We start from the raw sequence: 2,221 nt of genomic DNA, 5'->3' as shown, positions 1-2,221 counted from the left end.
TCCGCGTCGGCGTTCCCGGGCGACGGCGTTCGGCGGGACTGGGGGGCGGGGCGGCGGCGGGCGGAGCCTCTGACCCGGCCGCCTTGCCGGAGGTCGTCTTCGCGGCACCCCTGGACGGGGCGGAAAGGGACGGGGCAGCCGGCGGCGGGGCGGCCAGCGGCGGGGCCGAAAGGGACTTGCGGCGCGATGGCGCCCTGTCTCGACCATTCGCATCCGCCTTGTCCGCGATGATGATCGGCTCGTCGCTTGCCCGCAGCTCGGGCGGTGTTGCCCGACGCGGTTTCACGCGCTCGGCCGCGTCCCTGGCGATCCCGGTGTCTGCGGCTTTGCGCTTGCCGCGCTTGCGGCGGGGCGGCGTGCCGTCGCCCTCCACCGGCCGCAGGCTGTCGAGCGAGGCCCGCAGGGCGGCTTCCGCTTCAGAAGGGCCAAGCTCCCCGGTCTCTGCGGACCGGGGCCGGCGCACCGTCTGGAAGGCGGGCGGGGGCGCCTCGGCGTCATCGTCCGAGGTCTTGCCGGAGGAGACATCAGCGGTCTCCGGCGCCTTTGCCGCGACACTGGCGGCCTCGGGATCGGCGTCAGTGGTCGGGGCCGGGTCGAGATCGAAAAGATCGCGGCGGCTGCGGAAGTCCACAAGCGGGGCATCCTCGGCCGCAGGGAAGGTCCTGGCCTCGGGCTCTTCCGACAGGTTGGCGGCCCCGCCGTCCTCGGCGGGGAGCGGTGCTTCGGAAAGCTGGCTGTCGTCTTCAGGCGCTGCGGCCGCGTCGGCCTTTGCGGGCGCATCCTCGTCAGGGCCTGCCACGTTGGGCGTGGAGTCATCCCTGTCTTCGCCCGCAGAGTGGTCGGCAGGATCTTCGTCAATCGGTTCAGGGCCAGTCGGTTCGGGGGAAATGCCGGGTTCGAAAGCAGCCTCGGTCCCGTCCGACAGGGGCTCTTCCGACAGGGCTTCTTCCGAAAGGGTGTCCTCCGGTTGGGTTTCGCCTGACTGTGTTTCGCCTGTCTGGGTCTCGCCTGTCTGGGCCTCATCCTGCGGCGACTGGTCCCGACCGGGATCCGGCAGCGCAATGCCGATATCCTGCGGCAGCGCCCCGGCGGGCAGGGCGGCATTGCCCAGGACGTGGATCTGCACGGCATCGCGCACCACCGCCGCGCCGTCCAGCAGGGTCGCTGCGGCCTCGGTGGGACCGAAGAAGGGCTCTCCGATGAAGCCGCCGCCCTCGGGGATCGCGACGAAGGAGACCGGGTTGAAGCCGTGTTCCATCGCGAAGGCCTCGGCCTCGGCGAGGGTCTCTTCGGCAACGGCGGCGACATGGGTCATGGTACCCGAGACCGACCAGCAGAACTGCAGCTGATCCAGCGCATAGGGCGTGGCGCCGTCGAGATTGGCCAGCACGATCTCGCGGCGCTCTGCCTCGGTCGTGGCGCCGGTGTAGATCGACATGTAGCGGATCTGCTCGTTCGGGATCACGAGCTTGCAGCGCATCGGCTGGCTGCTGTCGAAGGCCTCGCCCATGCGGCGCAGCGCGGCCAGCTCGGCGGGCAGGTCGGCGGCCTCGAAGCGGACAGAGCCAATGCGTTCCCAGCCCGGGGTGGCCCGGTGAAGCAGTTCCAGCCCCTCCGGCAGGATGTTCAGTGCAAAATTCGGTTTCATACGTCCATGAACAGCGATTGAAGTCGGCCGCGATCGGTCGGAATGCGTGAAAAGCAGGCCGTAACCTCCCGAGTTACCGCGGGACAGTACCGCAGAGAGAGGCGCAGGCAAAGGGTCGCAGCGCAGGTTCGGCGGGATTCTGTTCAGCCCGGGGGACCGCGGCGGACCAGTCTTCTGACGTGGCGTCAGAAGGGGCGGTTCAGCGCATCCAGAACCCGGCCCGCTTGATCCGGTTGCGGATCGCCTGTTCCTTGCGGGGCAGGTCGTCCCGGTCGAAGAGTGCCCGGACCTTGGCGCCGCGCCCCTGGTAGACCATGCGCTTGATCGGCTCGTACTGCTTCAGCACCTTCTTCAGCCGGTTCGGGGCCGTGACCTCTTCCAGCGTGGCGACCACGCGATCGTCCTCGCGCGCGTAGAGCAGAGGCAGCATGCGGTAGTGACAGGTCGTGGCGCCGTCCAGATAGCCCGCGGGCAGGGTGTCCCGGCCCCCGCCGAAACTGTGGATCACCAGGGGCAGCGCGACCTGGTCCAGCCAGGGGTCGAGGCTCTGGCAGACCAGTTCGGCAGGCGGGT

General features: G+C 69.7%; 2 pseudogenes. Both read right to left on the bottom strand.

What is annotated here, in order from left to right:
• Positions 1–1,648, bottom strand: a pseudogene (locus tag OS124_RS26235) (hypothetical protein); the annotation flags it as partial.
• Between the two features lie 199 nt (positions 1,649–1,847).
• Positions 1,848–2,221 (bottom strand): annotated as a pseudogene (locus OS124_RS0118920) (hypothetical protein); the annotation flags it as partial.

It is taken from the genome of Oceanicola sp. S124 (genome assembly GCF_000220565.1).
In the GTDB taxonomy this organism is placed as follows: domain Bacteria; phylum Pseudomonadota; class Alphaproteobacteria; order Rhodobacterales; family Rhodobacteraceae; genus Pseudooceanicola.
Note: the sequence above shows the minus strand (reverse complement) of the source record. Positions and strands in the feature narration are given on the sequence as shown.